Below are 25093 nucleotides of genomic sequence, written 5' to 3'. Positions count from 1 at the left end.
GCGTCGCCCGCGAGACGACCGGACGAAACCACACGACCCGGTCCCCGCCCGCACCGACGAACCGCCGGCCCGTGTACAACCGTGTGAAAACGGCTAAGTCCGCCCGGCCGAACGCTCCGATATGGAGTTCACGCTCACCGAAGAGCAGCGTCAGATCCGCGACACGGTCGCGGAGTTCGTCGACGAGGAGGTCGTTCCGCGCGCGGCCGAGATCGATAAAAAAGATGAGTTCCCCGCAGACCTGATCGAGGAGATGGCCGACCTCGGCCTGATGGGCATGCCGTTCCCGGTCGAGTACGAGGGCGCCGGCCTCGACTACCACAGCTACGCGATCGGGCTCGAAGAGATCTCGCGCGGCTCCGGCGGGCTCGGCACCGTCGTCGCGGCCCACACGTCCTTGGCCGGCAACATGCTCTACGAGTTCGGCGACGAGGCCCAGAAGGAGGAGTACCTCACCGCCCTGAACACCGCCGAGGATATCGGCGCGTTCGCGCTCTCGGAGGCCGAGGCCGGCTCCGACGTGCCCGCGATGTCGACCACGGCCGAGCGCGACGGCGACGGCTACACGGTCAACGGCGGGAAGCTCTGGATCTCGAACGGCTCCGTCGCGGACACGGTCACGCTGTTCGCCAAGACCGACCCCGACGCGGGACGGAAGGGCATCTCGTCGTTCGTCGTCCGTCCCGAGGAGGACGACGGGTTCATTGTGGAGGGGACGGAGGACAAGCTCGGCGACAAGGGGTGTCCGACCGCCGAACTCCGGTTCGACGACATGTGGATCCCCGAGGAGCGACGGCTCGGCGAGGAGGGCGAGGGGTTCGTCCACGCCCTGAAGACGCTCAACGGCGGCCGGATCACGATCGCGGCACGGTCGGTCGGTATCGCGCGCGCCGCGCTCGACGAGGCGAAGGGGTACGCGCAGGAGCGCGAGCAGTTCGACCGCCCCATCTCCGACTTTCAGGCCATCCAGCACAAGCTCGCGGACATGGACACGAAGGCGCGCGCCGCGGAGCTGCTAATGCACGAGGCGGCCGACCTGAAGATGCGCGACGAGGAGTACATCAAGGAGGCCGCGCAGGCGAAGCTGTACGCCTCCGAGATCGCCCGCGAAGTCGCCAACGAGGGGATCCAGATCCACGGCGGCTACGGCTACACGAAGGACTTCCCCGCCGAGCGCTTCTACCGCGACGCGAAGCTCTCGGAGATCTACGAAGGCACGAGCGAGGTCCTGCGCAACACGATCGCTCAGCAGCTGCTCGAAGAGTAGCGTCGCCCGCTGCGCCGCTCAGGGCCGCGAGTCGGAGTCGCCGTTCTCGGGGCCTTCGTCGCCGTTCTCGGGATAGTCGTCAGCGTCGTCGGCGTCCGCCCGTTCGTCATCGTTGCGGTCGCCGTTCGTCTCGTCTCCGTCCCGGTCGTCCTCGGTCTCGCTTCCGTCCCGCTCATCGTCCGCGTTCGGGCCGTGCGCGACGTCGGCGTCTGAGGGGTTCTGGTCGACCGCGTAGCCGCCCGTGTCGATCCGCTCCGCGGGCTCCGAGTAGTCGCGGTCGCTCGGCGAGAAATCCGGACGGACGACGCCGTCGTCGGGTATCTCTGGCTCGTCGTCCGCAGGCGCCTCGGTCGTCGCGTCGTCCGCTTCCGCGTCGACGACCGCGTCCTCGGCGGGACCGTCGCTGCCGGTCTGGTCGCCTTCGGGCTCCTCGTCGCCTTCGACGCTCTCCGTCGCTCCGGTCCGTTCGTCGCCTTCGACGGCCTCGTCCGCTCCGACGCTGCCGTCTCCCTCCGCGCCGTCGTCGATCCACTCGAAGGAGTCGGTCCCCTCGCTCCGGCGCTCCGCGACGGCGGTCGCGAGGCGCTCTGTGAGCGTCTCCTTCAGCGTCTCGGCCTCGTCGACCTCGAAGTCGACGGCCGCGGCGTCGCTGCCGGTCAGCGAACTGGTCCCCGCCGTGTCGGCGACGATCGTCGCGACGCCCCACCGCCGCTGGAACACGGTGCGGCTGTCGATCACGTTCTGGATCCGGTAGTACGGGACGACGGCGACGGTCCGGCTCCAGAACCCGTTCCGCGTGAGGAGGTGGTCCTCGCCGACCCAGTAGCCGCGGTGCTTCCACTTCAGGTGCGCCGCGGGCGGAACGACGACGAGGATCCCGGCGACGCCGTACCACGGGAGCGACGGCGAGACGTACCAGTTCACGCCGTACGCGACGGCCGTGAGTACCCCGACGATCATCGCGTACCGGATGACGTACCGCCACCGGATCCGCTTGGGCGGCCGGTTGAAATCCGGCGTTCCGAACGACTCGATCTCGTGTGCGAGCCGGTAGACGCGCTCCGTCGCGGCGATCGGCACGGCGGACTGGTTCCCGGAATTCGCGTCCTGTCCGGGCGCGTACCCCGCGGTCTCGATGGAGAGGCTCGCGTAGCCGAGCGCGCGCTTGGCGGGGTTGTCCGTGATCCGCAGCGTCTGGACCTTCTCGGTGGGGATAGACCCGCTGTACCGGCGGAACAGCCCGCGCTCGTAGCGGAGCTCGTCGCCGGCGCGTGAGAGCCGGAACCCGTAGTAGTTCGAGAAGGCGACGCCCGCGCCGATCAGCCACGACGCGATGAAAAGCGCCGCGACGCCAACGAACGCCGTCGCGGTGAGCGCGGCGGCCGACGTCTCCGGGAGGAAGCTCGATAACACCGGGAACGACCCGGAGCTCAGGAAGGCGAGGAGGCCGATCAGGCGCCCGTCGAACGACAGCGCCCCGACCAAGGCCAGCTCGCTCGGCGAGATGGCGAACAGCTCCTCCTCGTCGGGCGCGAACGCGTCGTCGCGGCCGCCCCCGACCGCGTCCGGGTCCGTCGCCGCCCCGTCGCCAGCGTCCTCGGCCCGCGAGTTCGCCGACTTCCGGCGCTGAACCTCGCGCTGGAGCCGCGTCGCCTCCGCGGGCGTGACGAAGCGGATCGACCCCTCCGTGCTGGAGCCGCCGGCGGTCTCTAAGTCGACCGCGGCGACGCCGATCGCGCGCTGGAGCACGCCGCGGCTCACGTCGACGTTCTGGATCCGCCGGTAGGGGATCTCCCGCTCGCGCCGGGAGATGACGCCGGAGGAGATGTCGAGCGTGTCCTCCGTGAGGACGTACTCGAACCGGCGGTAGTACGCCACCTCGTAGGCGAGCATCACGAGGAGGATCGCGGCCCCGCCGCCGACCGCGAGCGGGAGGCCGAACCCGCCGCTGTTCACGATCACGAACAGCGCGACGGCGGTCCCGGCCGCCTTCTGGAGCGCGCGGTACGGGACCGACTGCGGCGCTAACTTCACACCGCGTCCTCCCCGTCGGCGCGGATCGCCAGCCGCTTCAGCTCCTCGCGGAGGTCGCTCGCGCCGTCCGGCGTCAGCCCGGGGATCCGCACGTCCGCGCCGCGCGATCCCGCGGTGTACACCACGCAGGAGGCGAGCCCGACCGTCCGCTCGATCGGGCCGCGGCGGGAGTCGACGTGCTGGATCCGGACCAGCGGCACCGTCGTCCGCACCTGCGTGATCACGCCGCGGTCGAGGTAGATCGCGTCCTCGCGGATCTCGTAGCTCCAGCGGCGGTAGCGGAGCAGCGCGTGCGCGACGGTGAGCGTCAGGACGACGGCCCCGACGGCGACCGGGGCCCACCGCGGGAGGTATTCGAGGTACGCGCCGCCGGCGAACGGCGCGGTGACGAGCGCCGAGAGCAGCACCGCGCGGAGGACCCACACGACTTGGACTCGGGGGTGAAGCGTCTGTGCCGTCATCGACGGTCCCCCGTCGCGTGTCCGTGTGTCATGACCGGCGATTGACGGTCCCGACGTATAAGTCCGGTCGGAAGCGGCCGAGAAGAACGGCCGGCAAATTGTGTGTTCGAATGCGTGTTATTCTCTCTCGAAGGCGATACTTGCCGAAACCGATATGCCGGGCGACGGAGTCGTCCCGGCCATGGCCGACGACCCGTTCGAGAACATGCTCGCCCAGATGGACCGCGCCGAGGAGTACGCAGACGTGGATCACGGGGTGTTCGAGCGGCTCAAACACCCGGAGCGCACGCTGAAGGTGACGCTCCCGGTCAGGTTAGAGTCCGGCGAGGTCGAGGTGTTCGAGGGGTACCGCTGCCAGTTCGACAGCGCCCGCGGCCCGTTCAAGGGCGGCGTCCGGTTCCACCCCTCGGTCACCCAGCGCGAGGTCGAGGCGCTCGCCGGGTGGATGACCTGGAAGACGGCGCTGGTCGATCTCCCCTACGGCGGCGCGAAGGGCGGCGTGATCTGCGAGCCGAAGGAGCTCACCGACCAGGACCTCGAACGGCTCACGCGGCGGTACACCGAGGGGATCCGCCGGATGATCGGCCCCGAGACCGACGTGCCGGCCCCGGACATGAACACGAACCCGCAGACGATGGCGTGGATGATGGACACCTACTCGATGTACGAGGGCCACTCCATCCCGCAGGTCGTCACGGGGAAACCGCTGGAGATCGGCGGGACGCCGGGCCGCGTGGAGGCGACCGGCCGCGGCGTCTCGCTCGTCACCGAGCGGCTCTTCGAGTACCTCGACCGCGACCTCTCCGACGCCTCCGTCGCGATCCAGGGGTTCGGGAACGTGGGGTCGAACGCGGCCCGGCTCCTCGACGACTCCGGCGCCAACGTGGTCGCCACCTCCGACGTGTCGGGGGCGGCGTACGACCCGGACGGCCTCGACGTGGCGGCGCTCGGCGCGCACGTCGACGCCGGCGGGCTGATCGAGGAGTACGTCGCAGGCGAGTACCGGGGGAACGCGGACGGCTCCAGCTGGGACGACCCGGACGCGATCACCAACGCGGAGCTGCTCACCCTCGACGTCGACGTACTCATCCCCGCCGCCGTCGAGGGCGTGATCACCGCCGACAACGTCGACGACCTCCGCGCGTCGGCTATCGTTGAGGCCGCGAACGGGCCGACGACGGTCGCCGCCGACGAGGTCCTCACCGAGCGCGACGTCCAGGTCGTGCCCGACATCCTCGCGAACGCGGGCGGCGTCATCGTCTCGTACCTCGAGTGGGTCCAGAACGCCCAGGAGTTCTCGTGGCCGCTGGAGACGGTCAACGCCGAGCTGGAGCGCCGCATCGGCACCGCGTTCGACGAGACGATCGAGCAGTACGACACGAAGGACCTCCCCGACCTGCGGACCGCCGCGTACACGCTCGCCTTGGAGCGCACCGCGACGGCCCACGAGTACCGCGGGCTGTTCCCGTAGACCGCGACCGATAGCGGGAGTTGTCGAATTGGAGTAATTGCGTGGTTGTTTATAAGTGGATTTTCGGTTCCGTTGCCGGCCTTTTATAAGCGATAGACGAAGCGGTGAACGCCTCTGAAGGCCCGGCCACTCGTTTATAAATGAGTTGCCTCAGATCAGCAACGAACACTTCCAAAGCCCCAGCCGCTCGCTTATAAATCGTTGATTCCGAGTCGACGCCGAACACTTCCAAAGCCCCAGCCGCGAGGCGGGCGCACGCTCGCTGCGCGCTTCGGTCACTCGCGCTGCTCGCTCCCTCCAGTGCTTGCGTCGCCTGCGCCCGCCTCGCGGCTGCCCCTTTGAGTCCCACCCCGCACCGCTCCGCACAGCACCTCACACCTCCCCAACCTCGTCGGCCTCCCTGCGGTCGGCCGACTCCCTCTCGCGCGCTCCTCGCGCCCAAAGGGCGCTCGGAGGCACGCGCCGCCGTACCGCTCTTTATAAGTAATCATCGTACTCGCTCGCAATTGTTTAAACACCGTTCGTCAGACCGACCGAATTCGGTCCGCGCCCACCTCGATCGGCTCCGCGTAGCGGACGATCTGGTCGCCGTCGGGCCGGTCGAACCCGTTCGCCTCGAACAGGCTGTTCGCCCGGAGGTCGACGGTCGCCTCCCGGAGCCGCCACGGGTCGTGAGCGATCTCCCCGCAGTAGAGCCGGTTCCCGGCGGCGTAGAACCGGTAGTTCTCCGCGAGGAACTCGTCGAGCGACCCCGGCTCGGCGGCGAACGCCTCACCCGTCGGCTCGTAGGTCGCGTCGAACCGCACGTGGGGAACGCCGGGGTGGGTCCGGCGGCTGGTGAACCGAACGGGGCCGCTGGCATCTTTCGAGCGATCGGCGGCTTCGGGGCGAGACACGTCCATCGCCGCGCGGTAGTACGGGAGCGCGAACAGTCGCCGCGCGGCCGCGACGCCGATCCGGTCGTCCGCGTCGAGGTTGTAGAAGTAGACCCCCGGACCGTCGGGACCCTCGACGTAGGTCCGGAGGTTGAGCTCCGGGAACGAGAGCCCGACTGGCGCCCCGCGCGGACGGATGTCGTCCATCACGAAGGCGACGACGCTCAGGTACGCGTCGCCTCGGTGGGTGGCGACCGAGAGCCCGTCGGGGAGCGTGCCGGAGACGACCTCGGGATCGACGGGCCAGTGACAGAACAGCGCGTCGCGCCACGTCATCTCCAGCAGGCGGCGACCGAGCATGTCGGACCGTAGGGACCGAAGGGGCAAAACCCGCACGCCATCGGCGGTTTCAGGTCGGTTCGCGCGGTCTCACTCCGCGACGTCCGCCCCCTCCGGCGCGTCCTTCCACTCGCCGACTCCGGACGGGTCGAGGTGGACGTGGACGTCGCCGACGTCCTCCATCGCGCGGAGGGTCGTGACGAGCTCCGTCTCCACGTCGTGGGCCTCGCGGAGCGTCATCTCCCCGTCGACCTCGACGTGCACCTCGACCTCCAGGTCGGTCCCGTCGTAGTACACCGTGAGGTCGTGGACCCCCTCGACGGCGGGGTACTCGCGGAGCGCGGCGACGACGCGCTCGCGGTCGCCCGGCGGCGGGGCGGCGCCCACGAGGTAGGTGACGTTCTCGCGGCCGATCTCGATCCCCTGGTAGACGACGAGGACGCTGACGAGCGCGCCGGCGACCGGGTCGAGGATCGGGACATTCAGGAACACGCCGAACACGCCGACGAGGGCGGCGATCGTGGTGTAGATGTCGTTGAGGCAGTCGACCGCGAGCGCGGCGAGCGCCGTCGAGCCGAGGTCGGCGTTCACGCGCTCGGTGTACCAGTACAGCAGGTACATGTCCGCCATCGCGAACAGCAGCGCGGCGACGAGGAGGAGGCTCTTCCGGGGCGGAGTGTGCGCGCCGAGCAGCCCGAGGGCCGACTCGCGCAACAGGAGGAGCCCGAGAACGACGATGGTCGCGCCGACGAGCAGCGCCGTCAGCGGCTCGATCCGCTGGTGGCCGTGCGGGTGCGTCTCGTCGGCGCTCTCGTACCGCGAGCCCCCCCAGACGAACACGACCGCGCTCGCGACGAGGTCGGCGACGGAGTGGGCGGCGTCGGCCACCAGCGCGACGCTGCCGAACGTGAGCCCCACCGCCCCTTCGACGACGATCTTCACCGCGTTGCCGGCGACGTTCACCGCCGCCGCCCGCTGGAACCGAGCGCGGTCGCCGCCGCCGAAGGGGCTCGACATAGACGCCATTGCGCTCGCGCCCCTGTTAAGCGTCCCGCGTCGCGACGACGCCCGTCCCTCCCCTCGCGAGCGGGCCGCTCGCGCCGGCGATGTCCGCCGCCGAGTCGGCTGGAGGCTCCGTCGTAACGCCTAAGACCGAAACGCTCCTCGGTGACGGTAATGAATCACGATCTTTTCGTCCGAGGTGGTCCCGGTGGGCGTCGAAATTAAGGAAACGGAGGTGAGCGACGAGGATTTCGAGGAGATGAAGGGGTTCGTCCGCGACTACCTCGCAGCCAGCGTCGAGGGCGAGGACGACGGCGGACGGATGCGCTGGTACCCCTGGCACTCGGCGTCGTACCGATTCAACCACATCCTCAACGTCGTCGACCTCGCGACGGAGATCGCCGAGGCCGAGGGCGCCGACGTGGACGTCGTGCGGGTCGCGGCCGTCTTCCACGACGTCGCCAAGCTGGAGGCCGAACAAGACGTCCACGCGGAGGCCGGCGCCCGCGTCACCCGCGAGTACCTCCAGAGCCGCGGCAACTACCCCGAGTCGTTCATCGAGGAGGTGTGCGGGGCGGTCGTCGACCACTCCTACACCGGCGACCTCGACGACGTGCCCCTAGAGAGCCGGTGTCTCATCGAGGCCGACGTGCTCGACAAGGTGGGCGCCAACGGCGCCGTCCTCATGCTGTTACGGATGGGGTACGAGTCGCGCACGCACATGGACTCGGCGAAGATGGTCGACCGCGTGCTCCAGCGCGCCCACGACCACACCGAGCGCGTCGTCTCGGACACCGCAGAGGGCATCGCACACCAGCGGATCAAGCGCGTGAAGTGGCTCCGCGAGTGGCTCGAAGAGGAGGTCTCTCGGATGGACGCCGAGGGCGTCACCGACCGCTGAGGACGCATCGGCCGCTGAGGACGTCCCCGCCCCTACTCCTCCGAACCGGTCGTGTCGACGAGCGGTAGCATCGCCTCCAAGTAGCGGTCGATCCCGGCTCGGGAGTCCCCGACCCACGCCCCGTCGTTCGTCGTCGCCCAGCGGAACATCCCGCCGGTCGCGAACGTCTGGAGCGTCGCGGCCACCTCCGACGCGGCGACGGTCCGCTCGCCGTCCGACACTCCGTCCCCGCCGCCCGACACTTCGTCGCTGTCACCGGCGACCTCGGCCGCCGCCTCGCGGACGAGCCGTTCCAGGTACTCGCCGAAGACGCGGTCGCTGCGGTCGAAGTGGTCGCGGTACGCCTCGTCGCTCGCGGCTTGCGAGCGGAGCTCGGTCATCACCGTGACGAACCGCTCGTCGGGCGCGTACGCGTCGTCGAGTGACGCGGGATCGACCGCGGCCGTGAGGTAGCCGTCGAGCTGCTCCCGCGCAGAGCGGTCGAAGGCCTCTTCGGGAGCCACCTCCGGCGCGTCCTCCCCCGCGGCAGCCGCATCCTCGCCCGGCGGCTCCGTGACGGGGCCGTCGGCGACAGACGCCTCGAACGCGTCCAGCAGGAAGCCGAGGAGGTCGATCAGCAGGTCGTCTTTCCCGTCGTAGTGGTGGTAGACGAGCGACGGGCTCTTGTCGAACTCGTCGCCGATCCGCTGGATCGTGACGTTCGCGTACCCGTGTTCACAGAGCGCGCGGAACGCCGCGCCGAGGATTGCCTGTCGGGTGTCCGACGGCTCCGCGAACGGGTCGTTCATACGACGCATAGAGGGGTCCGGTATATATCGGCCCTGATTGAACGTTCATTCAACACGCTTATGCCGCGGGCCCCTGACAGCAACGTATGACTCGACCCGACGCGCCACGGTACGACCGGTCGCCGCGCGCGACCAGACCCTCCCACCGATCCGGCCCCTCCCACCGATCCGACGGAGGCGACCGATGAGGCGGTCGATTCGGCTCGCGACCGCCGCGCTCGCCGTCGTCGCGGTGGGAGCGTTACTCGTCGGCGTCTCGCTCGCGGGCGCCGCGGCCCCGAGCGCGGGGACGGCGGACGGCGGCGCCGCGTCGCTCTCCGGAATCGGCGGCCCGGTCGCCGACGGCGCAGTCGCGCAGGCAGGTACCGAATCGGACCCGACTGACAGACAGGTCCGCGGCTCGCCCGTGTTGGAGCTGTTCGCCTCCCAGCGGTCGGTACCGGCGGGCGCGGAGTCCACCGTCAGGATCGACATCGTCAACACCGGCGAGATGGAGATCGGCAACCAGCTCAACTCCCGGGTCACCACCGCACGTGGGCTCACCCTCGAGATCGACGACAGTGACGTGCCGATCGACGTCGAGGACGGCGAGATCCCGGTCGGCGACGTGCCGACGTCGGCGAGCCCGGTCCCCGTCGAGCTGGACGTGACCGTGCCCGACGACGTGCCCGACGGCAGGTACGAGGTGGAGGCGACCGCCCGCTACCGCTACACCTTCGAGATCATCCCCGAGTTCAACGACCACAAGGACCGGCGCGGCATCGACGACTTCGACCTCACGATCGTCGTCGACGACGGCGCGCGGTTCGCCGTCCTCGAGACGGACACCGACGCGCAGGTCGGCGGCAGCGGCGACGTGACCGCGACGCTCCGGAACGTCGGCGACGAGACCGCGCGCGACGCCGTCGTCTCCGGAACGACGACCAGCCCGGGGGTCCGGCTCGGGGCCGGCGAGGGCGGCGGCCAGTCGTTCGTCGGCGACTGGGCGCCCGGCGAGAACCGGACGGTGACGTTCGACTCGTCGGTCGGCGAGGCGTTCGGCGGCGGCGCGTACGCGCTCTCCTCGACCGTCGAGTACCGGGACCCGAACGGGATCGACGAGACCGCGGCGCCCGCACGCGCCGGCGTCGTCCCGCTCCGTGAGCAGTCGTTCTCGCTGGAGGACATCTCCGGCACGCTCGAGGTCGGCTACTCCGGCACGGTCTCCGGGACGATCACGAACGAAGGGCCGCTCGACGTCGAGAACGCGGTCCTCGTCGCGGACTCCGGGAGCAACCGCGTGAGCCTCGGCGAGAGCCGGTACGCGCTCCCGACGATCCCCGCAGGCGAGTCGGCGAACTTCAGCTTCGACGCCGACGTGAGCGGGAGCGCCGACCCCGGCCCGCGGCAGTTCCGGTTCACGACCGAGTACGAGAGCGGCGACGCGACGCTCGCGACCGAGGAGAGCCGGCGCGTCGAGGTCGCTCCGAGACAGCCCGAGTTCGACCTCGCGGTCGACGGCGCCACGGTCTCCGCCGGCGAGACCACGCGGATCAACGCCACGATCACGAACCGCCGGCCGGAGACGCTCTCGTCGATCAACGCCGGGCTCTACGCCGACAGCCCGCTGACGGCGGTCAACGACGAGGCGTTCGTCGACGAGCTCGAACCGGGCGAGTCCGAGGAGATCTGGTTCGAGGTGTCCGCGGCGTCGAGCGCGAGCGTCGAGGAGCACCCGATCGAGCTCGACTTCCGGTACGAGGACGAGCGCGGCAACGACCGCATCTCGGACATCACCCAGGTACCGGTGACGGTGACCGAGGCCGTCGACGACGGCGGGACGCCCGTGGGACTGATCGCCGTCGCCGCCCTGCTCGTCGTCGCCGCGATCGGCGGCGCGGTCTGGTACCGACGGCGGTGATCGGATGAGGGGACACGTCACAGAACGCCGAGAGGGGACGCGCCCGACAGCGGGGCCTCCGTGACCGCGGCCGACCGGCTGATCGAGGAGATCGACCGCGTCGTCACGGAGCGGCCGCTGGCGGTCATCGCGGTGTTCCTCCTTGTCACCGCGGGCTTCGCCGGCGGGCTGACCGGGATCGAGACGAGCGCGGGCGCGGACCAGTTCACGCAGGACATCCCCGCCCAGCGGGCGCTCGACGAGATCGACGAGGAGTTCGAGACGTCGATCGGCGGCTCCGCGACGTCGGCGCAGGTGATCGTCTCGGACGACAACGTCCTATCCCGCGACGCCTTGGTCCGGACGCTGGAGACCCAACACCGGCTGGAGTCTCGCTCCACCCTCCGGGTCGCGTCGACGTCGAGCCACGCGGACGCGGTCGCGCGGCAGCTGGACCCGAGCGCGGTGAACGCGGCCGAGCGGCGTGACGCCGTGGCCGAGGCGACGCCCGCCGAGCTGCGGACCGCCATCGCCGACGCCGACGCGGCGGGCGCGATCGCGGCGCAGGTGTCCGTCGACTACAACCCGACCGCGCAGGCGGCCGACACCGCGATCGTCGGGATCACCTACGACCTGCCCGAATCGGCGACGACGGCGCGGGTGACGGAGCTACAGACGCGCAGCGTCGAGGTCGTCGACTCCGTCCCGGGCAACGAGGCCGGCGAGAACGCGATCCTCTTCGGCGATGGCGTCCTCCAGTCGGAGATCACCGCGCTGCTGACCGACACCGCGATCATCGTCTTCCCGGCGGCGCTGATACTGATCGTCGGGTTCCTCATCTTCTCGTACCGCGACCCGTTCGACATGGCGATCGGAATCGCCGCGCTCCTCCTGTCGCTCCTGTGGACGTTCGGCTTCATGGGGTACGCCGGGATCCCGTTCTCCGACTCGCTCGTGACCGTCTTCCCGCTGCTGCTCGCGGTCGGGATCGACTTCGGGATCCACATCGTCAACCGCTACCGCGAGGAGCGGGCGACGGGGACCGGGATCGAGGCGTCGATGCGGACGACGACGGACCAGCTGCTCATCGCGTTCCTGCTCGTGACGATCACCACGGTGTTCGGGCTCGTCTCCAACGTCGTGAGCCCGTTCGACCCGAACCGCGACTTCGGGATCGTCGCAGCCGCCGGGATCACGTTCACGCTGGTGATCTTCGGCGTCTTCCTCCCGGCCGCGAAGGTGCTGGCCGACCGCTGGCGCGAGCGGCTCCCGATACCCGAGTTCGGCACGAGCGCGCTCGGCGCCGGCGGCTCGCGGCTCGCCCGCGTCCTCCACGTCGGCGTCGACCTCTCGCGGATCGCCCCCGTCGCGGTCGTCGCCCTCCTCCTCGTCGGCGGCGCGGTCGGCGGCGCCTACGGTACCGGCGTGAACACGGAGTTCTCGGAGGAGGCGTTCTTCCCGGACGAAGAGCGGCTGGAGACGTACTCGAACCTGCCGGAACCGTTCGCGCCGACGGAGTACACGTTCCTCGACGTGTTGACCCTCTTCGAGGAGGAGTTCGAGCAGGACTTCGTGGGGTCGGTGACGCTGTATATCGACCAGTCGGTGCGAGACGACGACGCCTTAGAGCTGATCGATCGGACCAGGCGGAACCCGCCGGACACCTTCGCGACGACCGACGAGCGCCGCGCGCAGGCGACGAGCGTCGTCACCGTGATCGAGGACCGGGCGGAGCGGGACCCCGAGTTCGCGGCGCTCGTCGAGCGCAACGATCGCCTCGGCAACGGCGTGCCCGACCGGAACGTCGACGAGGTGTACGACGCGCTGCTCGACTCCTCCGCCGAAGGCCAGGCGCGCGGCTACGTGGCCGCCGACCGCGGCAGCGCGCGGATCGACTACACGATCGAGCCGGGCGTCGACAACTCGGAGGCGGTCGCGGACGTGCGCGAGCTGGCCGAGCGCACCCCGCTCGAAGCCGTGCCGACCGGCTCCCTCGTCGTCAACGAGGCCGTGATCGACCTACTGACCGAGTCGGCGATCCGCAGCCTCTTCGCCGCCTTCGGGCTCACGGCGCTGTTCTTAGCGCTGTCGTACGCCTACCTCGAAGGGAAGGCCGTCTACGGCCTCCTCAACCTCGTCCCCGTCCTCGTCACGGTCGGGCTGCTCGTCGGGTCGATGCGGCTGTTCGACATTCCGCTGACGCCCATCAACGCGCCGATCCTCTCGGTGTCGATCGGGCTCGGGGTCGACTACACCGTCCACTTCGTCCACCGGTTCGTCGACGAGTACCAGGCGGGACTCCCGATCGACGAGGCGCTCGACGTCACCATCGCCGGGACGGGCGGCGCGCTCACCGGCAGCATGCTCACCACGGTCTCCGGGCTCGGCGTCCTGTGGCTCGCGGTGATCCCCCTGCTCCGCGACTTCGGCGTCCTGCTCGCGCTGGGCGTGTTCTACGCGTACCTCTGTTCGATCCTGCTCGTCCCGTCCCTCGTCGTCGTGTGGGACCGGTACGGTGGGATAGTCGGTCTCGGTCTCGACGACGGGCTCCGCGGGTCCGGCGCCGAGGGCGGGCGCTGACCGGAGAGCGACTTCGATCGGACTGCGGACGCGAAAACGAGGCGAGTCAGCCGACCACGCCGAAGACCAGCTGGACGGTGACGAGGACGAGGAACGCGGCGCCGGTCGCGAGGGATCCGGCGGCGACGCCGTGCGCGTTGCCGAGTCCGCGGCTCCGCGTCGCGAAGTAGGCGCCGAGGAAGACGAAGCCGACGAGGAGCAGCCCGACGATCAGGTACGCGACGCTCACCAGCGTTCCGGCGAGCCCCTCGGAAATCCCGAAGCTCCCGACGCCGAGGAGGATGCTCCCGCCGACGAGGACGGTGATGCCGACGAACGAGACCGCCCACACGACCGGCGTCCGGGCGATCTCGCCGAGCGTCTCGACGATCGCCTCGTAGCTGCCGCCGTCCCCGTCGCGGCCGGGAGCGACTCGCTTCCCGCCGATCTCGGCGACCGCGACGAACGTGGCGACGACGAGGAGGCCCATCAGCCCCGTACTCAAGAGGGTGAGTGATGTCATGGATGTCCGTTGTTAGGGGCTCCGTTCGCGCGTACAAATACCCTTCGACGCGCGGGCTTCGGCACGCTCGACGGTCCTGCGCTCGACGCGCCGATCGACCGATCGGCGGGGTCGCGTCCGCGGCGGGAGATCGGCGCTCCGACCCTCCGATCCCCCGTCCCGCTACACAAGAGATAAGTGTGCCATCGCTAAGGGTGGTACAAGAGCAGACAGACGAACATGATAGATCCAGTTATCCTACAACAGGGGAGCGACTGGCGCGCACAGGCGGAGATCTTCGACGAGATCTTCTTCGTCTTCCTCGCGCTCGGTACCCTCGTCGGCACCATCGTCGTGTCGTACACGCTGTGGAACGTGTACAAGTACCGCGACGACGGAAACCGGTCGGACGAGGAGTTCGACGCGCCGGTGGTCGGCGAGCTCCCGACGGGACAGGGCGGTCCGAAAGCGAAGAAGCTCTTCCTCTCGTTCGGGTTGAGCGCGATCGTCGTCATCAGCCTCGTCGTGTACGCGTACGGGCTCCTCCTCTACGTCGAGCAGGGACCGGACACCGGCGACGAAGGAGACATCGAGATCATGGTCGAAGGGTACCAGTACGGCTGGGCCTTCGAGTACCCGAACGGCCACACCGAACGCGAGGAGCTGATCGTGCCGGCCGACCAGCGGATCGACCTCAACATCACGTCGAGAGACGTCTGGCACAACTTCGGCTCGTCGGACTTACGGATAAAGTCCGACGCCATCCCCGGAGACTACAGCGAGACGTGGTTCGCCGTGAGCTCCGAGGACGTCGAGGCACAAGGCGGGGAGGCGACCTACCGCGTCGAGTGCTTCGAGTTGTGCGGTGCGGGTCACTCCGCCATGAAGGGACAGATCACCGTCCTGCCGGAAGACGAGTGGGAAGAGTGGTACGCGAGTACGGGGAACAGCTCCGAGAGCGCCGGCAACAGCTCTAGCATCGCTGCGTCCGGCGTCGGAGCCGTCGCGCCCAGCGGGGTGAGCGCATGAGCGGACTCCCGCCGACGACCTCCGTCAAGCGCTGGTTCGTGACGACCAACCACAAGGACATCGGAATCCTCTACACGATCACCGCGCTGTTCTTCCTGCTGTTCGGCGGCGTGATGGCGCTGCTCATCCGCCTGCAGCTGTGGGACCCGACGAGCCAGATACTCTCCGGCTTAGCGTACAACGAGGCCGTCACCGCCCACGGGCTGATAATGGTGTTCTGGTTCCTCTCGCCGTTCGCGTTCGGGTTCGCGAACTACTTCGTGCCGCTTCAGATCGGCGCGGACGACCTCGCGTTCCCGCGCCTTAACGCCTTATCGTACTGGCTGTACCTGGGCTCGGGCCTCCTGCTCGCGGTGAGCTTCTTCCAGGGCGGCACGCTCTCTGCGGGGTGGACGATATACGCCCCGCTCAACGTGCCGATGTACACGCCGAGCATCGGGTCGACCGGCGCGGTGCTCGCGCTCGCGATGTTCGTCACCGGCACCACGGCGTCGACGGTGAACTTCCTCACGTCCATCCACCACTCCCGCGCGGAAGGGATGGGGATCATGGACATGCCGATGTTCACCTGGTCGATGCTCGCGACCGTGTGGATGATGCTGTTCGCGTTCGCCGCCCTGCTCGCGGTGGGGCTCATCCTCGCAGCGGACCGCGTCCTCGGCAGCGTCTACTTCTCGGCGACCGAAGGCGGCTCCCTCCTGTGGGGCCATCTGTTCTGGTTCTTCGGGCACCCGGAGGTGTACATCGTCTTCTTCCCGGCGCTCGGCGTGATGCTGGAGCTGTTCCAGACGTTCTCCGGGCGGCGCCTCGTCGGCCGGAAGTGGGTGATCATCTCCATCTGTCTGATCTCCGTCCAGTCGTTCCTCGTGTGGATGCACCACATGTTCCTGACGACGATCAACCTGGAGATCAAGACGCTGATGATGGCGACGACCATCGGTATCTCGTTACCGTTCGACCTCGTCGTCTTCGCGCTGATCTACACGCTGATCAAGGGGCGGATCCAGTTCACGACCCCGTTCCTGTTCGCGTTCGGCGCGCTCCTGCTCTTCATCCTCGGCGGGATCACGGGCGTCTTCCTCGGCGCCATCGTGCTCGACTACGAGTTCCGCGGCACCTACTGGGTGGTCGCGCACTTCCACTACGTGATGTTCGGCGGCGCAACGGCGCTGTTCGGCGGGGCCTACTACTGGTTCCCGAAGATCACGGGGAAGATGTACGACGAGTTCCTCGGGAAGCTCCACTTCGTGATCTTCTTCATCGGGTTCAACGCCGTCTACTTCTCGATGTTCCTCGGCTGGGAGACTCCCCGCCGGGTGTTCGAGTACAACCCCGAGTTCCAGATCTACCACCAGTTCGGGACGATCGGAGCCTTCGTGCTCGGATTCTCCTTCTTCATCATGTTCTACAACTTCGCGAAGTCCTACGTCTCCGGCGAGCCCGCCGGCGACAACCCGTGGGACTACTCGCGGACCGCGGAGTGGGCGGTCTCCTCGCCCCCGCCGCTTGAGAACTGGCCCGACCGGCCCTCGTACGCGTCGGGCAAGCTGGAGTTCGTGAAAGACTACGTGCCGGACGGCGGGCCCGCGATGAAGACAGACGACAACGGCGACGTCGCCACCGACGGCGGCGACAGCCACTCGGCGCACATCTCCGAGTACCCGTACTGGGACAAACACCCGAGCCACGCCAGCATCTGGCCGTTCGCGCTCTCCGTGGCGCTCGGCGTCACGCTGTTCGGCTTCTCCGGCTTCGCGGACGCGGTCACCGTCGAGTTGGGCGAGACGGCGATGCAGAGCAGCGTCACCATCTCTAACGCGTTGTACCCGACCGCGATCGTGGCCGGCCTCGTCGGGCTCCTCTACACCGGCGTGAAGTGGGGGCTTGAGGACTTCTACGCGCCGCCATCGGAGTTCGCCGAGCGGTGGCCGTTCAACGGCGTCGAGAAGGTGAAGCTGGGGATGTGGTTCTTCCTGGCCTCCGACGTGATCGTCTTCGGCGCGTTCCTCTCGGCGGCCATCTTCGTCCGCTACAACGCGGGCTGGATGACCTGGTCGCCGCTGACGGAGTCGCTGCCGGGGCTCATCAACACCTTCGTGCTGATCACGTCCTCGTTCACCGTGATCCTCGCGCTGGTCGCGGCCCGCCGCGAGAGCCGACAGGGCCTCCTGGCGACGCTCGGCGCGACCATCCTGCTCGGGTTCACGTTCATGGCGATCAAGCTGTGGGAGTGGAACCACGAGATCTTCGACCGCGGCGTGACCATCTCCGCGAACGCCCACGGCGACCCGATCCAGGCGTCGATCTACTACGTCACGACCGGGCTCCACGGGATCCACGTGCTGCTCGGCTTAGTGATCGCCATCTTCCTGTTCGTCAGGGCGTACCAGGGTCACTACCTCGACGACGAGCGGCCGATCGAGTACTTCGGCCTCTACTGGCACTTCGTGGACATCGTCTGGGTGTTCATCTTCCCGCTGTTCTACCTCTTCTGAGGCGGTTCGCGGTTCGGTTTTCTTTTCGGCTCTGTCGCCTCACTCGCTTTCCCCGATCGGCTCCGCGCACCACTGACAGAATTTGAACGTCGGGTCCGTCTCCTTCCCGCACTCCGGACAGCGCACGGTCCCGTCGCCGGCAGCCGCCCCCGCTGACGGCGCGTGCGGTTCCTCTGCCGTTCTCGCGGACGGCGCGTCTGGTTCCTCTGCCGTTCTCGCGGACGGCGCGTGCGGTTCCTCTGCCGTCCCGTGGTCGGCCGACTCCGTGCGGCCGGTCGCGCGCGCTGTCTCTCGCTCCCGCTCGTACGCTCGGTTGTTCCGGCGCGCGACGACGTACGCGTCGATCACGCTGGCGCCGACGACCGCGGCGGCGGGGGCGACCTCTCGGACCGTCGGGGGGTCTCCGGCGAACGCGCCCGAGATCGCCGACTCGGGAACGAACACGAACACCGCCGCGGTGACCGCCACGTACCAGCCGAGCGCCCGGGCCCATCGGCGGAGGTAGGCGTGACCGAGTCCGGAGACGACGAGCGCGAGCAGGGCGGCGAGCCAAGGCCGCCGGCGAGTGCGTTCAGCCATGGGCGGCCGTAGGAGTTCCCGCCCCGATAAGCTACCCATCTCTCGGAGCGTTTATGTGCCGGACGCGCCGAACTGGGGTATGTTCGGCGTTCCGCTCGGCGAGTTCCTCTACGGGGCCGCGTTCGCGGTGTTCGGCGTCGGGACCTGGGGGATCGGGCTCGGCGTCGCGTACCTCCTATACCGGCGCTGGCGCGGCGACGGTCCGCGCGACAACGACGACTGAGCGGCGACGCCCGGCGACGACTGAGCTGGCCCGTCGCGTTCCGGTTCGGCCACGCTTTTCACCTCGCTCGTCCGATCGCGAGTATGACAGACACGGCGCTCGTCGTGGGCGGGACGCGATTCATCGGCCGCCACACCGTCGAGGAACTGCTGGCACACGACTACGAGGTCGCGATATTCAACCGCGGCAACCACGAGAACCCCTTCGCGGACGACGACCGCGTCACCCACGTCGAGGGCGATCGGAAAGACGAGACCGCGCTCCGCGCCGCGAAGCTGTCGGTGGAGCCCGACGTCGTGATCGACTGCGTCGCCTACCACCCGGCCGACGTGGAGACCGCGACCGAGATATTCGCCGACGTCGACGGCTACGTGTACATCTCGTCGGGCTCCAGCTACGCCGCCGAGGAGATCCCCAAGCGGGAGGGGGAGACGCCGCTGGAGCCGTGTACCGACGCGCAGGCGACCGACGACGCCCACGAGACGTACGGCAACCGGAAGGCCGAGGGCGACCGCGCGGTGTTCGCGGCCGCCGAGGAGGGCGTCACCGCGATGGCCGTCCGTCCGTGTATCGTCTACGGCCCGCACGACTACACGGAGCGGCTCGACTACTGGATCGACCGCGTGCTCACGCACGACCGCGTGGTCGTCCCGGGCGACGGACAGAACCTCTGGCACCGGGCGTACGTCGAGGACGTCGCGAGCGCGCTGCGGGTCGTCGCCGAGCGAGGCGAGCCGGGCGCGGCGTACAACGTCGGCGACCGGCGCGCGCTCACGCTGCGGGAGACGCTGGAGACGATCGCCGACGTCGCGGGCGTCGACTGCGAGCTCGTCACGGCGAGCGACGACGCGCTCGCGGCCGGCGACCTCGAACCCGACGACTTCACCCTCTACCGGGAGTACCCGCACCTGCTCGACACGTGCGCGCTCGCCGACCTCGGCTGGGAGTCGACGCCGGTCGACGAGGCGATGGAACGGACCGTCGAGGAACACCGCGAGTCGGACCGCGACGGGAGCGAGTGGGACCCCGGCCGCGAGGCCGAGGAGCGCGTCATCGGCGTGAAAGAGACCCTCTGAGAGCGGAGACCGCGGCGACGACTGCGAGGAGGAGAGCCGCGGCGACGAGCGGATCGAGCAGCGTCAGTACGCCGCGTCCCACCGCGTCGGCTTCCGGCGGTTCCCGCAGTCGCGACACTCCATCCGGTCCATCGTGTCGATCGCGACGTCCGTCCCCTCGCAGTTGCCACAGAGGTAGCCGTACCGGCGCTCGTGGTCCGGGTCGACGTACGCGACGTAGAACGGGGCCTGCGAGCCGCGGTCGCTCTCGTCGAACGCGACGTGGACCGTCTCACCGTCCTCGGTCTGGTAGGTCGCCTCGGAGATCCCTCTGAGCCGGCCGACCTGCTTCCGGAACTCCCGCTCCGCGAACGTCTGGCCCCCGATGTCCACCTCGCGCTCGCCGGCGAGTTCGTACCCCTCGCGCTCGTAGAACGCCGTGCCAGCCTCGTTGTCGGCGAGGACGCGCGCCTCGATGCGGTCGACGTCGGCCGAGCGGAGCGCGGACTCGACCCGTTCGAGGAGCGCAGAGCCGATCCCCGACCCCCTGTGGTCCGGGTGGACGTGGAGCCAGTCGATCTCGCCGACGCGCTCGCGGCGCCCGACGACGTAGCTCTCCGCGAACCCGACGACGACCCCGTCCACGACGGCGACCGGGAACACCGCGTCGTCGTCCTCGACGTCGTCGCCAAGGTCGCCGGCGTCGTACCACTCCTCGACGGCCTCGTCCAACAGTTCCTCCTCGACCGCGTGTCCGTACGACGCCACGAGCGACTCGCGGGCGACCGACCGGACCGCGTCGACGTCTGCGGCGGTTGCTTCGCGTAGGTCCATACGTGCTGGTTTCGTCCCGAGTACAAAAAACTCGGCCGGGGGCCCGCCCCGTCGAGTCGCGTCGCTCCGCGTCGTCGAATTCGCGATACACGGCCGCGCGAACCGGTCACGGCTTCGGGGTCGACTCCGTGTCGAACCGGCGGAGGTCTCCGCTATCTCTCCCCTTTTCACCGCTTCTACCGTTTGGTAAAACGTAATGAGCGACCTATCGATCGACGCGGCGTGGGACGAGCTCTACGTCGACGGCGAGTGGCGCGCGAGCGAGAGCGGCGAGACCATCGCCGTCGAGGACCCCTCGACGCGCGAGGCGGTGACCGAGGTGGCCTCGGGGACCGAGGCCGATGTGGACGCCGCCTACGAGGCCGCGGCCGAGGCGCAGGAGTCGTGGGGCGAGCAGCCGCCCGCCCGGAGGCAGGCGGTCGTCGAGCAGTTCCACGAGGCGCTCGACGCGCACAGCGAGGAGATAATCGAGCTGTTAGAGTACGAGGTCGGCGGCTCCGCCATCATGGGCGAGACGTCGATCCAGATCGCGTCCGATCACGCGAGCGAGGCCGCGACGCTCCCGCGCCGGATGAAGGGCGAACACGCCGCCTCCAACATCCCCGGCAAGGAGAACCAGCTCCAGGTCGGGCCGAAGGGCGTCGTCACGGTGATCTCCCCGTGGAACTTCCCGCTGAACCTCTCGATGCGCGCCGTCGCGCCCGCCATCGCGGCCGGGAACTCGGTGGTGCTCAAGCCCTCGACGAACTCCCCGATCACCGGCGGGCTGCTGTTCGCGAAGCTGTTCGAGGAGACCGACCTTCCAGAGGGCGTCCTGAACGTCGTCACCGGCCGCGGCTCGGAGATCGGCGACCGCGTCGCGAGCCACCCGGAGAGCGACGTCGTCGCGTTCACGGGATCGACGGAAGTGGGCAAGCACGTCGCCGGCCTCGCCGGCGAGAACCTCGCCGTCCCGGCGATGGAACTCGGCGGTAACAACGCGCACGTCGTCACCGCGGACGCCGACCTCGACCGCGCGCTCGACGCCGCCGCGTTCGGCTCCTTCGTCCACCAGGGGCAGGTGTGCATTTCGATCAACCGCCACGTCGTCCACGAGGACGTGTACGACGAGTACGTCGCCGGCCTCGTCGAGCGCGCCGAGTCGCTACCGACCGGCAGCGTCCACGACCCGGAGACGATCGTCGGGCCCATCATCGACGAGTCGCAGCGCGACGAGATGCTCGGCTACGTCGAGGAGACGGTCGACGCGGGCGCGACGCTGGAGACCGGCGGCGAGACGGTCGCCGTCGACGGCGTCGACGACTCGCTCGTCGTCGCGCCGACCGTCCTCTCGGGCGTGACGAACGATATGCCCGCCGCGGCGAACGAGCACTTCGGCCCGATCGCGCCCGTCATCCCGTTCTCCGACGTCGACGAGGCGGTCGAAATCGCCAACGACACGGAGTACGGGCTCTCCGGCGCGGTCCACTCCGGCGACCTCGGCACGGCGAAGGAGATCGCCGACCGCATGGAGACGGGCAACGTCCACATCAACGACCAGCCGATCAACGACGAGGCGCACGTCCCGTTCAGCGGGATCGGCGCGTCCGGCGTCGGGCATTACAACAGCGACGCCTTCCTCGACGAGATCACCGAGACCAAGTGGATCTCGATCCAGCACGAGCCGCGCGAGTACCCGTTCTGAGCGGGTCGACGGGGTCGGAGTGAAGCGGTTTTGACGGCGAGGGCGGATCGAACCCCGCCGCCGGCGAAACGCGACCGAATCGGATGCCGACCGATCGTCGGAAGGCGACAGCGCGGATCTGTTGGAATGATTTGTCAGGGGTAGGTTCCCGCTGAAATGGCCGGCCGCTGAGCGCCGCTTCTTGACCGGTTGCGGGAGGAGTATCTCAGATCGGCTGCCGCGATGAAGTATTTAAATAGTCTTGAGCGACAGCGGCGATCGATTATAAATGCGGCTGCGGTCGGCGCGCCTGCGAGCGGCCGGAGCGAAGCGGAGGCCGCGAGCCAGCCCGCGAGGGACGCCGCGAACGCCCGAAGGGCGTGAGCGGCGAGGTTGGGGAGGCGTGAGGTGCGGTTGCCGTGCTGGGCGGGGCGGGACTCAAAGGGGCAGCCGCGAGGCCGACGTAGGCGACGCAAGCACTGGAAGGAGCGAACGAAGTGAGCGACTGAAGCGCGCAGCGAGCGTACGTCGGCCTCGCGGCTGGGGCTTTGGGAACGTTCACCGCCGCAGCGTCGGTCACTTATAAATAGCCGACAGCAACACCGCGGTCCAGCTTATAAACAACCACGCCATCACACTGAGCGGCGTACTACACGTACTCCCGCGATCGCTCGCCGCTACCGCTCTACTGAGCAATTCGTGATCCATCCGCGTTGACCGGGACCTCGCTAGTTCGACTCGCTGTCTGCGGATCTCGACAGGGCGAATAAAAGAGGCCGACGCGAAACGGAACGGAACGGAACGACGCGCTTCGACCGCGGAAGGGCAGTTCTCGACTACGAGATGGAGTACGTCGCGGCCGCCATCAGCAGCATGGTGAGCGCGAGCGCGAGCCCCATCAGGTAGGTGAGCGAGCGATTCTCCCAGCGGAGGTGCTGGAAGTACGCGACGATGAGCAGCGTCTTGACCGTCGCGATCACCAGCGTCCCGACGATCGCCTGCGTGTACGTGAACTCGATGAACGACGTCTCGAAGAGCGCGAAGTTCATCGTCGCCGCGACGAGGAGGGCGACGTAGATCGCCGAGTACAGTTTCACGGAGTCGTGCGCCATCTTACCTCCCACTTCGTCCCAGCGCTTAAAGAATTAACCATCGGGGGATCGCGCGCGCCGATGCCGATCGGGCCGCGCGCCGGCGCCGGGCGGGGCCGCGCCGACGTTTCGGATCCCGAAACGCCTATCCGCGCGACGGCCGGAACTGCGGCCGGTCGCAGTCCGCGATCGGGACCCCACGTGACTCCGCTCGAACCGACGGACGACCTGCTCGAATCGCTGTACGTCGTCAACAAGGTCGCGAAGCAGTTCGCCGACGAGGCCACCGCGGCCTACGAGCGCGGCGACGTCACCGAGAGCAACGTGCGCTCGGCGCGGAAGGACGCCCTCTACCGGCTCAAGACCGCGGTCCTCTCGCGGATCGTTGCGTACGACGCCGACCGGGTCTCCGGCGAGTACCACGCCATCAACGGCGACGTGTGGCTGTTCCTCACCGTCGGCGACTGGCACTTCCACCAGCCGCCGCACGCGATCGGCGGCGACCTCACCGACGCGATCGCGATATCGAACTCACGAGCGGACCCGATCGATGCCCCCTACGAGCGCGACTCCGCCGTGAAACGCTCCGACCGGACGCTCGAAGCGGCCCTGTCGCACCTCGCCGAGGTCGGCGCCAACGCCAACGACCACCTCGCGAGGCCGACGGTCACCAGCGAGCACGACCGGATCGTCGACGTCCGCTGGTCGTTCCTCTCCTGAGCTCCGTCTCGCCGCTACAAAAAGCGATTTCGCGTCCGAACGGCCCGCCGAGAACCCCCCTAGGCTTCGACGACTTCGATCGCGCCGAGCATTCCGTTCGCTTGGTGAGGCGTACACTGGTACAGCTGGATGCCCGTGTTGTCGAACGACTGCTCGAAGGTGTACCCCTCCTCGGCGATGGTCTCCCCGTTGTCGAAGTCGGACTCCGACCCCTCAACCGAGGCCACGTTGTGTCCCCCACCGGTCCCGGTCCACTCCCAGACGACGGTCGTACTCGAGTCGATCCGGACCGCGGCGGGCGAGAAGGCGAACCCCACGTCGCCGGCGCCGACGTCGATGGTCACCTCGTCTTGGCCCGTGAGATCCGCCATGGTGCCGTCGTACATGCGGGCCTCCGAGAGGTAGTCGTCGATCTCGCTCGGGACATCTTCGATGACGTTCCCGCCGTCACCGCCGTCCCCACCGTCGCCGCCGTCCCCGCCGCCGGAACAGCCGGCGAGCGTTCCGATGGTCAGCGCGGCGCCGGTTCCGGCGAGATACCGCCGTCTGGACAGGTTATCAGACATCAGCTATTGTAGGGGCTGAAGATATACAAACCCCCGGATGGGTCTCGATCACCGGGAACATTTCGGCACCGCTCGACCCGTCCGGCGTCGGCGTCTCGCGGCGCGAGGGGCGGGTTTATCGCGCTCCGGACCCTCCCGCCGACAAATGCGCGAAGACGCGCTGGCGACCCGGCTCGTCGAACACTACGAGGCGACGGTCGACGACCCGCAAATCCGGCTCGAAGAGCCGTACGACGCCGACGGCCGCGAGGGGGTCGTCGACCTGTTCGTCCGGACGCGGACGCCCGAGCCGGTCGACCGCGTGATCGAGCTCAAGGCGGACGCCGCGGTCCGCCGGGCCACCGGCGCGAACGAGGTCCTCCGGCAGTACCGCCGGATGGAGCGGTACTTCCACGCCGACGAGCGCCACGCGCTCCGCCCCAAGCTCGGCCGCACCGAGCCGGGCGCCCGCTACCTGCTGTGTTTCGCGCCGACGCCAACCTGCGTCCACCACGTCGCGACGAACCGCACGCTGTACGGCTCCGTCGACCCGGAGGCGCATGCCGGCGACGTCCCCGCCGTCCGCACCGTCGCGTTCCTCACGGGACTCGACGGCGACCCCGCCGACCTCGGGATGGTCTCGGTCAACGGCGAAGCCCGGTTCGGCTCGGATGCGTTTCGGCAGGCGGTACCAGACGACTCGCGGCTCGCCGAGAGCTTACGCGGCGTCGACGACGACCTGATCGAGTTCCCCTGAGGCCGACGGCGGTCGGAACCGATC

Annotated in this window: 22 protein-coding genes; 12 read left to right on the top strand and 10 right to left on the bottom strand. The window is 68.9% G+C overall.

Features of this window, described 5'->3' with window-relative positions; all coding sequences use genetic code 11:
• Positions 1 to 121 precede the first annotated feature (121 nt).
• Positions 122 to 1267, top strand: coding sequence for an acyl-CoA dehydrogenase family protein (locus B378_RS0106285; RefSeq protein WP_017342965.1), 1146 nt, complete (start codon positions 122 to 124; stop codon positions 1265 to 1267).
• Between the two features lie 18 nt (positions 1268 to 1285).
• Here the strand turns inward: B378_RS0106285 and B378_RS0106280 are convergent, their stop codons facing one another.
• Positions 1286 to 3301, bottom strand: coding sequence for a PH domain-containing protein (locus B378_RS0106280; RefSeq protein ID WP_017342964.1), 2016 nt, complete (start codon positions 3299 to 3301; stop codon positions 1286 to 1288).
• Positions 3298 to 3762 (bottom strand): PH domain-containing protein, encoded by a 465-nt coding sequence (locus B378_RS0106275; RefSeq protein WP_017342963.1) that lies wholly within the window; start codon positions 3760 to 3762, stop codon positions 3298 to 3300. The genes B378_RS0106280 and B378_RS0106275 overlap by 4 nt, the downstream gene beginning before the upstream one ends.
• Before the next feature lie 181 nt (positions 3763 to 3943).
• Between B378_RS0106275 and B378_RS0106270 the strand changes: the two genes are divergently transcribed.
• Entirely contained in the window at positions 3944 to 5233 is a 1290-nt protein-coding gene (locus B378_RS0106270) for a Glu/Leu/Phe/Val dehydrogenase (RefSeq protein ID WP_026046197.1), read from the top strand.
• A gap of 524 nt (positions 5234 to 5757) precedes the next feature.
• Here B378_RS0106270 and B378_RS0106265 read toward each other — a convergent pair.
• Together B378_RS0106265 and B378_RS0106260 are read right to left on the bottom strand one after the other, a co-directional pair.
• Positions 5758 to 6468 (bottom strand): YqjF family protein, encoded by a 711-nt coding sequence (locus B378_RS0106265; protein WP_017342961.1) that lies wholly within the window; start codon positions 6466 to 6468, stop codon positions 5758 to 5760.
• A gap of 69 nt (positions 6469 to 6537) precedes the next feature.
• Positions 6538 to 7464: a cation diffusion facilitator family transporter gene (locus B378_RS0106260; protein WP_017342960.1), complete on the bottom strand. Its 927-nt coding sequence runs from the start codon at positions 7462 to 7464 to the stop codon at positions 6538 to 6540.
• Between the two features lie 184 nt (positions 7465 to 7648).
• Here B378_RS0106260 and B378_RS0106255 point away from each other — a divergent pair, with 184 nt between their 5' ends.
• A complete protein-coding gene (locus B378_RS0106255) occupies positions 7649 to 8350 on the top strand; it encodes an HD domain-containing protein (RefSeq protein WP_017342959.1) in 702 nt (233 codons plus the stop codon).
• 32 nt (positions 8351 to 8382) lie between these two features.
• Here the strand turns inward: B378_RS0106255 and B378_RS0106250 are convergent, their stop codons facing one another.
• A complete protein-coding gene (locus tag B378_RS0106250; protein WP_017342958.1) occupies positions 8383 to 9138 on the bottom strand; it encodes a TetR/AcrR family transcriptional regulator in 756 nt (251 codons plus the stop codon).
• A 184-nt stretch (positions 9139 to 9322) separates the two neighbouring features.
• On the opposite strand from B378_RS0106250, the gene B378_RS0106245 reads away from it, so the two are divergent.
• Complete coding sequence (locus tag B378_RS0106245) at positions 9323 to 11038, top strand: COG1361 S-layer family protein (RefSeq protein WP_017342957.1); 1716 nt, start codon at positions 9323 to 9325, stop codon at positions 11036 to 11038.
• 60 nt (positions 11039 to 11098) lie between these two features.
• On the top strand, positions 11099 to 13597 hold the full coding sequence (locus B378_RS0106240) for an RND family transporter (RefSeq protein WP_017342956.1): 2499 nt from the start codon (positions 11099 to 11101) through the stop codon (positions 13595 to 13597).
• 46 nt (positions 13598 to 13643) lie between these two features.
• Here the strand turns inward: B378_RS0106240 and B378_RS0106235 are convergent, their stop codons facing one another.
• On the bottom strand, positions 13644 to 14066 hold the full coding sequence (locus B378_RS0106235) for a hypothetical protein (RefSeq protein ID WP_017342955.1): 423 nt from the start codon (positions 14064 to 14066) through the stop codon (positions 13644 to 13646).
• A gap of 252 nt (positions 14067 to 14318) precedes the next feature.
• On the opposite strand from B378_RS0106235, the gene coxB reads away from it, so the two are divergent.
• Together coxB and B378_RS0106225 are read left to right on the top strand one after the other, a co-directional pair.
• Positions 14319 to 15107 carry a cytochrome c oxidase subunit II gene (gene coxB / locus B378_RS0106230; RefSeq protein WP_017342954.1) on the top strand — a complete coding sequence of 263 codons (789 nt, stop codon included), beginning with the start codon at positions 14319 to 14321 and terminating at the stop codon, positions 15105 to 15107.
• Entirely contained in the window at positions 15104 to 17602 is a 2499-nt protein-coding gene (locus B378_RS0106225) for a cbb3-type cytochrome c oxidase subunit I (RefSeq protein ID WP_017342953.1), read from the top strand. Before coxB ends, B378_RS0106225 begins: the two co-directional genes overlap by 4 nt.
• A 39-nt stretch (positions 17603 to 17641) precedes the next feature.
• Here B378_RS0106225 and B378_RS0106220 read toward each other — a convergent pair whose 3' ends face one another.
• A complete protein-coding gene (locus tag B378_RS0106220; protein WP_017342952.1) occupies positions 17642 to 18181 on the bottom strand; it encodes a zinc ribbon domain-containing protein in 540 nt (179 codons plus the stop codon).
• A gap of 79 nt (positions 18182 to 18260) precedes the next feature.
• Here B378_RS0106220 and B378_RS17050 point away from each other — a divergent pair, with 79 nt between their 5' ends.
• A complete protein-coding gene (locus tag B378_RS17050; RefSeq protein ID WP_017342951.1) occupies positions 18261 to 18404 on the top strand; it encodes a hypothetical protein in 144 nt (47 codons plus the stop codon).
• Between the two features lie 83 nt (positions 18405 to 18487).
• Positions 18488 to 19480 (top strand): NAD-dependent epimerase/dehydratase family protein, encoded by a 993-nt coding sequence (locus B378_RS0106210; RefSeq protein WP_017342950.1) that lies wholly within the window; start codon positions 18488 to 18490, stop codon positions 19478 to 19480.
• A 63-nt stretch (positions 19481 to 19543) separates the two neighbouring features.
• On the opposite strand, the gene B378_RS0106205 is transcribed toward B378_RS0106210, so the two are convergent.
• Positions 19544 to 20293 (bottom strand): GNAT family N-acetyltransferase, encoded by a 750-nt coding sequence (locus B378_RS0106205; RefSeq protein ID WP_017342949.1) that lies wholly within the window; start codon positions 20291 to 20293, stop codon positions 19544 to 19546.
• Between the two features lie 196 nt (positions 20294 to 20489).
• Here B378_RS0106205 and B378_RS0106200 point away from each other — a divergent pair, with 196 nt between their 5' ends.
• The gene (locus B378_RS0106200) at positions 20490 to 21977 is read left to right on the top strand and encodes an aldehyde dehydrogenase family protein (RefSeq protein ID WP_017342948.1); all 1488 of its coding nucleotides are present in this window, start codon (positions 20490 to 20492) and stop codon (positions 21975 to 21977) included.
• 815 nt (positions 21978 to 22792) lie between these two features.
• Here B378_RS0106200 and B378_RS0106195 read toward each other — a convergent pair.
• Positions 22793 to 23068 (bottom strand): cytochrome C oxidase subunit IV family protein, encoded by a 276-nt coding sequence (locus tag B378_RS0106195; protein ID WP_004596324.1) that lies wholly within the window; start codon positions 23066 to 23068, stop codon positions 22793 to 22795.
• A gap of 180 nt (positions 23069 to 23248) precedes the next feature.
• On the opposite strand from B378_RS0106195, the gene B378_RS0106190 reads away from it, so the two are divergent.
• Positions 23249 to 23767 carry a hypothetical protein gene (locus tag B378_RS0106190; RefSeq protein WP_026046196.1) on the top strand — a complete coding sequence of 173 codons (519 nt, stop codon included), beginning with the start codon at positions 23249 to 23251 and terminating at the stop codon, positions 23765 to 23767.
• A gap of 59 nt (positions 23768 to 23826) precedes the next feature.
• On the opposite strand, the gene B378_RS0106185 is transcribed toward B378_RS0106190, so the two are convergent.
• Positions 23827 to 24333, bottom strand: a complete 507-nt coding sequence (locus tag B378_RS0106185; RefSeq protein WP_017342946.1) for a halocyanin domain-containing protein — start codon at positions 24331 to 24333, stop codon at positions 23827 to 23829.
• A 145-nt stretch (positions 24334 to 24478) separates the two neighbouring features.
• Between B378_RS0106185 and B378_RS0106180 the strand changes: the two genes are divergently transcribed.
• A complete protein-coding gene (locus B378_RS0106180) occupies positions 24479 to 25069 on the top strand; it encodes a hypothetical protein (RefSeq protein WP_017342945.1) in 591 nt (196 codons plus the stop codon).
• Positions 25070 to 25093 lie beyond the last annotated feature (24 nt).

This window comes from Halorubrum sp. T3 (genome assembly GCF_000296615.1).
GTDB classification, from domain to species: domain Archaea; phylum Halobacteriota; class Halobacteria; order Halobacteriales; family Haloferacaceae; genus Halorubrum; species Halorubrum ruber.
The sequence above is the reverse complement of the archived record's forward strand: the minus strand, read 5'-3'. Positions and strand labels throughout refer to the sequence as shown.